Origin of the sequence: Paenibacillus agaridevorans (assembly GCF_003112455.1) — a bacterium.
Taxonomy (GTDB): Bacteria; Bacillota; Bacilli; order Paenibacillales; family Paenibacillaceae; genus Pristimantibacillus; species Pristimantibacillus agaridevorans.
Map to the genome: position 1 here is coordinate 1 of NZ_BDQX01000324.1, position 7,102 is coordinate 7,102.

Below are 7,102 nucleotides of genomic sequence, written 5' to 3' on the forward strand. Positions count from 1 at the left end.
CATCGTCGCAATCATTTCCAAGTGGGCGAATTCCTCGGTACCTCTAAGATATCAGTGATAGTATACCGTGGAGTTTCACCCCGATATCCTAACGGGCAGAATAGCGCAATAAACGAGCTAGAATTTGAAACATTTTCTATCTTCAAAACGTTAACTTTTTGAAAGTACTACTTTTTGAGTTCGGTTGTGTAATGAAAAGTTAGACAGGAGGGATTACAATGCTGCTGAAAGATACAGATCAACTGGACGATCTGAAGGGTTTTCTAATCAGCTGGTACGGAAGGTATGACAGTTCCTACGGTGTGCCAGTGGACGAGATTCCAGCGTATCTGCCAAATGCGTTGTATGAATTATATGCGTTTGCAGGACGCTGGAAAGATGGTTCGGACGACCACCTCGAGAACTCTCCAGAGATATTTCAACAGCAGGATTGTCTTTATTCGGTGGAGCGACTGAAGAAGGATCAGGAGAAGGTCACGTTTCTTGAAGAAAATCAAGCAAACTGGACTTGCCAAGTGGAGGCAGGCAACAACGATTCTCCTGTCTACTGTGACGAGCACTTGCTTTGGGATGACAATGCAGAGGGATATACCATTGTAAATGACTCTTTATATCATTTTCTGAAAAGTTTTTGTTTACAGGAGGTTGTTTTTGGCTGCAAACATCTTTATCTGATAGAAGGAAAAGTAGACCATATACAGATGTTGTTTGATAAGTCGATTGAAGCAGTGTGGTTAAATGGGTACTATATTAGTCCCAAAGAAGAAGGGCCTACTCATACCTTTTACCGGTGCGGGGACGTGCTGATCATGGAGCGCTATGGTGACTTTTGGTTAGGTTCTAACTCTGATTTGCCTGCAGCATTGAACGATGATGTCCTGTCTTCAATCAAACTGAGAAAGATTAAACCCGATTGAGTCGGTCGCGAAAGTCGTAAGTCTGGAAAAAATCTGATTTTCGAGTCGTCTGCATTTGTGTGATTATTCAAACGACATAAGGATAGCCATTTTCTAGGAGGGATCATGTTGCAGCAGCTCTTTAACGACTTGATTAAGCAGGACGTAAAGCCGTTCCTTTCCAAGCATGGCTTCGCAAAGAAGAGTTTAAATTTCAGTAAGGTAACAGAAAGCCTCATCTACATGTTCAATTTCCAAAAATCCTCTGGCAATTCAGCGGATAATGTCATGTTTTATGTGAACTGCGGTATTTATGCAGCGGAGTTGGCACAGATACAATCGAGAGCGATTCTGACAGCACCTCAAGAAGCGGAGTGTCACTTCAGAGCAAGAATTGGGGAAATTGCCGAGTCTGCTCCAGATCGATTTGCAATCACACCCGATACGAATATGGATGATTTAAGAAAAACGCTGCTAGGTGGATTAGAAGAGGTTATTCATTTCTATAATACTATGACCAGTGCCAGATCGATTGTTGATTATTACACTTCAGGTCCATTTTTACATCTGGGCGAAGAGAGCTTTCATTTGCTATTGCGATCCAATGATTTAGCAGCGGCTAAACATTATTTGAAGGCTTTGCAGGAAAAGTACGGAACAGAAAAGAGATGGGCTATATTCGAAAATAAATACGAGGCCATCTTCAATAAGTACGGTGTGGAATTCGTTAAACTATAAGTCAGCATAGTGAACGGAAGCGAGAAAAATAATGAAATTAAAGAGATGAAGTAATGAGAGCACATAAATTACGTCCTTTTGTGCCATCGGGTGCAGAATATGGAATGATGTGTGTGCTACATGCCATCGACCCATTGCGCTTCCTGGAATGATTGAGCCGCCAGGAATACGGCGTTTTATGCTATATGCTCCGGAAAGATCGATCGACGGTCACCACTGTCGTTTTGTGCATTACATAAACAGGCGTTGTCACCGTGATAACTACGCTCTGTCGACATTGATCGGTTGAACTAACGGGACACGATAGTTCAAATTATGCGAAGGGCTGCCTGCATTTATGTCAGCCTCTTTTCAGTCTTAATCTTACTCAAATCACCGATAACAACGATGTGCGCATAATCCTCGGTAACTCTAAGATATCAGTGATAGTATACCGTGTAGTTTCACCCTGATATCCTAACGGGAGACAATAGTTGAATAAATGACGAAAATGAAGCTGCCGGTGCTGACCTGCAGTTTCATTACGTTAACGGGCAGGATAGTTTGAGCCATTTAGCGAATACCTTGACTAAGGACGATTGACTGATTAACGGGAGAGATAACCGATGGGAGCGAAATTTGCAAATCTACATGTTCGAACGGATTACCCTGCGGCAACGATGGAGATGCTCGAACAGCGTTTTGTACAAAAGACTGATGAAAAGGCTTATTATGATTCGGAAGTTGACATAATTGATCTATACGTAAGTCTTGATAAAGCCGCCCTGGATACATACAGTTTAAACTCCAAAGTATATGTCGGTGAATTTAATGGTTGGGTAAGCTTGTTGCATTCCGAGTTTTCTTGGGGTACGGTGGAGGAGTATGCACTTTCCTTATCTCTGGATTTGCATGATCCCGTGCTGGCAGTATCGTATTTCGACGACGATATCCTATCCATAGGAGTATATTTAAAGGGTACGTTGGTCAATCAGCATATTAAATCTTACGGAAATTACGGCATAGACGACAAGGAAATGGATATTTGGTCATTTATTCAGACACTTGATATACAGGTAACGCCAGAAGAGGTGCGATTTGCTTTGTTCAATCATGGTATACAGAAGCAAGTTGAGGAGCTTGAAAAGTTACTATGTCTTCCCCTCTGGATCGATGCGGAATGGATAGGTGAAAGCGATCTAGTGTATTACGAAGAAATCGGAAATCGGGTCTAACGGAAAGGATAGCACTTCGACACAACGGCAGCCGGCCACCCGATCGGTTGCCGTTATTCGTTGAGGTAACGGGCAGGATAGTTACAATATGTGGTATATTGAAAAAAGGCTAAGACTTGTTGTTAGGAGGCTATAAATGAAGAGGCAACAATGTCCCTGTTGCGATTTTTATACTGTAGATAGTGAAGATGAAGTTATTGTAGATATCTGTGATGTTTGCTTCTGGCAATACGATCTAATTGCACATGAGCTGCCTGATAAAAATATTGGCGCTAACCATATTTCATTAAATCAGGCTAGAGAAAATTATAAGTTATTTGGCGTTTGTAAACAAGAATTCCGGCATTTAGTTAGAGATCCAATAGAAGAAGAACTACCTGAAAATAATATGGGATGAGGGTCTACGGGGGCTCATTAATAGCGTCGCAACATGACGGTAGCCGGCCACGCGATCGGCTACCGTTGATCGTTGAAGTAATGGGCAGTTTAATTCCAATATGTGTTAAAATACAAAGGTAAGAAAGTGTACTTGTTCGACCCTTAAATAAAGGAGGGAAATATGGGATCGAATTTTTCAGCGGTAATAGAACATAATCTTCGGAATAAAAATAGCCTCGAAAAGTTTCTAGAAGATTTAATTTCTCGAACAGACCTATTTCCAACCATTCATAAATTAACAAACCATGAAAATGACCAGTGGGAGTGGATTCGGGAATTAGACATACCTATCTCCTTCGGAATACAAATGACCAGTTGGGTAAAGGACTTGAAAAGAAAAGTAGAGGAGGCTAAATTACAGAAGAGATACAAGTATTCGAACGTTTGGGAAGAACTCATCAGTGAAGACAGATTAGAGTTAAGTGGACCCGATTCAATTCTTGAAATGAAATTTAACATACATATCCTTGAGCTCTATTCTTATATTAGGTGGCGTTCTTTTTTAATGGATATGGAGACGCAATCGATATTAAGAAATGTTTGCAAAGAACTTTGCTCTTATTTCGATACCAATTACTGTATCTATATGTCGGATGAGTTCTGTGCAACTGATTCGATATATGAAGGAAAGTCAATGAGCCAATATAGGGAAGAATTGATGAGAAGATTCGGGCAATCAAAGCAAACAATAGATGACATGTACATAAAACTTGAAGATAGTTGGACCACGGAAGGATATTTTATTGAGTACTTTTAGGGATTGTAAAAAGCAAGAGCGTCGGTCGATTAAACAAAAGGGGAACGATAGCACCAAGACACCTACGGCAACCGGCCACACGACCGGTTGCCGTTACTTGTTGAAGTAACGGGCAGATTAACGTAATATCTAACCGTTTCTGATATACTTTTTAGAGATGGTTTTAAGGAGGGCTGTTATTGTACCTAAGTAAGAAAAAGAAGATTAGAGGCTGGAGAAGACATGTCCGAAAAATTGAAATGTGGAAGCAACGAGTAATTAATTTAGACATGAGACATCTGTCTCGATATCAAAGGGATTATGCTAAGCTTTGGATTCATCCTTTTTACGCTATCCCTCGTAAGAATCCTCCAGGGTGGTATAATCAGCTTCTCCTTGAAGCAATGTTGGAGGTTTATCAAAGTTGGCTTGAAAAGTTCACCCGTTTAGATGAGAGCTTTTATCTCAAGTTATGGATATACGAGCCTCACTTTATAAATTCGCAAGTGGTAACTGCTTATAAAGATTGCCTTCATTTTTATGACCGAACTTTCGATATTGGAACTCAAGATAGGCAGTTCCCGTTTCACAAATACCCTTACCTGAAAGAAAAGTTACAAAGATTCGATTGGCGACTACATATTGATTGTGATGTGTATACTGAGAGCGACCTTGTTGATAATATTTGCCGCGGTTGGATGAGCTTTGATGAGTCTGATGCTATTAAAGCGAAGGCTTACAAAGTTGAAGAAATTCGTCTTACAGATGGTGGTATAGATAAAACGTACAGTGTTAAAGTCGGGGACGTTTGGGTTGGTTCCCTAAAGAACTAGGAAATTGAACTAACGGAGAACGATAGCTCAAACTTTAAGGGAGGAAAATCATGTTTGAGTTTCATGGTTGGGTTGTATTGAGGTACCACACTCATGACACAAATGAAACCTTTCAGGATAAGTCTTACAGTGATTTTATTAATTATTTGAAAGATGTAGATACCGAAGGATTGTCAAATATCACACGAAGAAACGGTCTGGATTCTTGGACAATCACTGGATTACATAATCATCGTTCAAATTATGTGCTCGATATATTTCGTTGGGTGTCTGAGAACATACCTGGCTCATATGGGTTATTATACGTACATGATGATGAAGATGCAGAAGATAACAACAGGTTCGTTGTATGGAAGTTAGCTCGCGGCATTTTAACTCATGAATCGGATAATTTACTGTCACCATATATTCCAGTAGTTGAGGACGAGTATAATCCCGAAAGAGCTGATTGAGCTAACGGAGAACGATAGTTAAACAAAAGCAAAGGCCATCCACACTTTTGAGCTCAGAGGCTGGTTAGCAACCGGCAGTGATTATGTGATAGTCGAAATTGATGGTTTTTTCGAGAATGTACTTATTTCTGGCAAGACATGTTCAATTGCGGAATTAAGGGATAGGTACAGGATAGCCAAAGAGCAATGTACCAGCATACGGGATTTTACTGATATCTTTTGCAGGCTTTTTCAATATGAGCGGGTGCCTTCATCGCATCAGGAGAGTGTCCGGCCTGACTTCGTAATTGATACCGATACTGATCGCATTTATACGCCAAGTTATTGAACTATCAGGAAACGTTAGTTTAAAGACATCAAGAAGCAGTATGCTGCCGTGCAACAGCTCCTTCTGTCGTTGAGCCTTCGTAAGTTTAACTTCGAATTCCGCGTACGTCCAGAGTAGGGAGGCGAAGAATTGAATTACTTAAAAATTGCGATGTTAGTAGCAGTCGTATTTACCTTATTAGGATGTCAAGGTGAACCTACAGGTCAAGGTTACATTTTTGAAGTGAGTGAAGATGGCAGGGTGTTGGTCCTAGACGATATTGACAATATCCAAATAGGTAAAAGATGGGTGGATATCTCTAGTAACTATTCTGGAGATGCTATTTGGTTAAAAACAACAACCTCAAAATATAAAGTAGGACAACGAGTACGATATTGGGTAGATGGTGGAGTTGATCAATCTTTTCCAGCTCAAGCGAGTGCAAAAAAAATTGAAATTATTGATTAAGCTATCGGAGAACGATAGTTGAACCGAACCAGGGAGCAGTTTGCCGCGGCAACTGCTTCCCTGTCTTCTTTAAGTTAAAGGGCAGCATAGCTTGGAAGTATGTTAAATCAAATAGATATTAAAGACATTTCTAAAAAATTGTCGTGGAGCACGGTGACAATGGAATTGTTGATCCTGTTGATCTAAGCAATGAACTTAGCCGTCGCCGAAAGTGTATATTGTTATAGGGGGCCTTTGTAAGATGAACTCTAATAAATATATAGATCAACACGTATTAGTAACTCTTTTCGACGGTAGTAAGCATCAAGGTTTTTTTAAATTGTCAGGCGTTGAATTCACGACCCATAGAGTGTATTACGAGGTACATGGTGGGGGAGAAGTACACCACATTCCATTAGAGGATATAAAAAGTATTGAGATCGTTGCACTGACTTAAGATAGAGGGTATGTCCGATATAATGTTATTAAGCCCACGAACCTATGCGGTTGGAGGGCTTTTTGAGTTATGAGACTATTTCCTTTGCCTTCTTTTTCTTACCTTTCTTTGCTTGCTCGCCCTTACCTGACTGATCAAGACTCGCTTGAAGGGCTGCCATGAGGTCAAGGACATTGGACCGTGGCTCCGGCACGTCGACGACATCGATGCTTTGGCCAGACAGTTTTTGCTCGATCGCCTTTGTTACTGCAGCCCGATAATCGTCTTGGTACTGGCTGGGATCAAACGGCTCACTTAACTGGTCAATGAGCATCTGAGCGATCTGTAGCTCTTTTTTCTCGACGATAACATGATCGGGCAGATTAGGCACATTCGATATGGGGCGGATCTCGTCGGGGAAGTGCATCGTCTCCATACATAAGCAATTGCCGATTACTCTTACAGCTGCGAGCCGGCTTGTACTGCGTATGGTGATTTTGGCAATGGCGATCTTTCCGGAAGCTCGGATCGCCTCAAGTAATAGATTGTAAGCGTTGGAACCGGCCATGTCAGGCGATAGGTAGTAAGCCTTGTCAAAATAAACC

At 41.0% G+C, this 7,102-nt stretch carries 9 protein-coding genes; 8 read left to right on the top strand and 1 reads right to left on the bottom strand.

The features are described 5' to 3' along the window. The first annotated feature begins 218 nt into the window (after positions 1-218). The 8 genes from PAT3040_RS25745 to PAT3040_RS25780 all read left to right on the top strand — a co-directional run bounded on the left by PAT3040_RS25745 (position 219) and on the right by PAT3040_RS25780 (position 6,082). A complete protein-coding gene (locus PAT3040_RS25745; protein WP_108994930.1) occupies positions 219-917 on the top strand; it encodes a hypothetical protein in 699 nt (232 codons plus the stop codon). Positions 918-1,022: 105 nt separating this feature from the next. After that, positions 1,023-1,634, top strand: coding sequence for a DUF4304 domain-containing protein (locus PAT3040_RS25750; protein ID WP_108994931.1), 612 nt, complete (start codon positions 1,023-1,025; stop codon positions 1,632-1,634). 605 nt (positions 1,635-2,239) lie between these two features. Next, positions 2,240-2,848, top strand: a complete 609-nt coding sequence (locus PAT3040_RS25755; RefSeq protein ID WP_108994932.1) for a hypothetical protein — start codon at positions 2,240-2,242, stop codon at positions 2,846-2,848. Between the two features lie 136 nt (positions 2,849-2,984). Then, positions 2,985-3,245, top strand: a complete 261-nt coding sequence (locus PAT3040_RS25760; protein ID WP_108994933.1) for a CPCC family cysteine-rich protein — start codon at positions 2,985-2,987, stop codon at positions 3,243-3,245. A gap of 162 nt (positions 3,246-3,407) precedes the next feature. After that, complete coding sequence (locus tag PAT3040_RS25765; protein ID WP_108994934.1) at positions 3,408-4,043, top strand: hypothetical protein; 636 nt, start codon at positions 3,408-3,410, stop codon at positions 4,041-4,043. Between the two features lie 179 nt (positions 4,044-4,222). Next, positions 4,223-4,855 (top strand): hypothetical protein, encoded by a 633-nt coding sequence (locus PAT3040_RS25770; RefSeq protein WP_258235154.1) that lies wholly within the window; start codon positions 4,223-4,225, stop codon positions 4,853-4,855. A 50-nt stretch (positions 4,856-4,905) separates the two neighbouring features. Then, complete coding sequence (locus tag PAT3040_RS25775) at positions 4,906-5,307, top strand: Imm7 family immunity protein (RefSeq protein ID WP_108994936.1); 402 nt, start codon at positions 4,906-4,908, stop codon at positions 5,305-5,307. A gap of 457 nt (positions 5,308-5,764) precedes the next feature. Next, positions 5,765-6,082, top strand: a complete 318-nt coding sequence (locus PAT3040_RS25780) for a YobA family protein (protein WP_108994937.1) — start codon at positions 5,765-5,767, stop codon at positions 6,080-6,082. 503 nt (positions 6,083-6,585) lie between these two features. On the opposite strand, the gene ku is transcribed toward PAT3040_RS25780, so the two are convergent. Beyond that, on the bottom strand, positions 6,586-7,102 hold a 517-nt coding region (gene ku, locus PAT3040_RS25790; protein WP_305778790.1), incomplete at its 5' end, for a non-homologous end joining protein Ku.

Coding starts and splice junctions, on each gene's coding strand:
- PAT3040_RS25745 (WP_108994930.1), top strand. CDS start 219: ATGCTGCTGAAAGATACAGATCAACTGGACGATCTGAAGGGTTTTCTA.
- PAT3040_RS25775 (WP_108994936.1), top strand. CDS start 4,906: ATGTTTGAGTTTCATGGTTGGGTTGTATTGAGGTACCACACTCATGAC.
- PAT3040_RS25760 (WP_108994933.1), top strand. CDS start 2,985: ATGAAGAGGCAACAATGTCCCTGTTGCGATTTTTATACTGTAGATAGT.
- PAT3040_RS25750 (WP_108994931.1), top strand. CDS start 1,023: ATGTTGCAGCAGCTCTTTAACGACTTGATTAAGCAGGACGTAAAGCCG.
- PAT3040_RS25755 (WP_108994932.1), top strand. CDS start 2,240: ATGGGAGCGAAATTTGCAAATCTACATGTTCGAACGGATTACCCTGCG.
- PAT3040_RS25765 (WP_108994934.1), top strand. CDS start 3,408: ATGGGATCGAATTTTTCAGCGGTAATAGAACATAATCTTCGGAATAAA.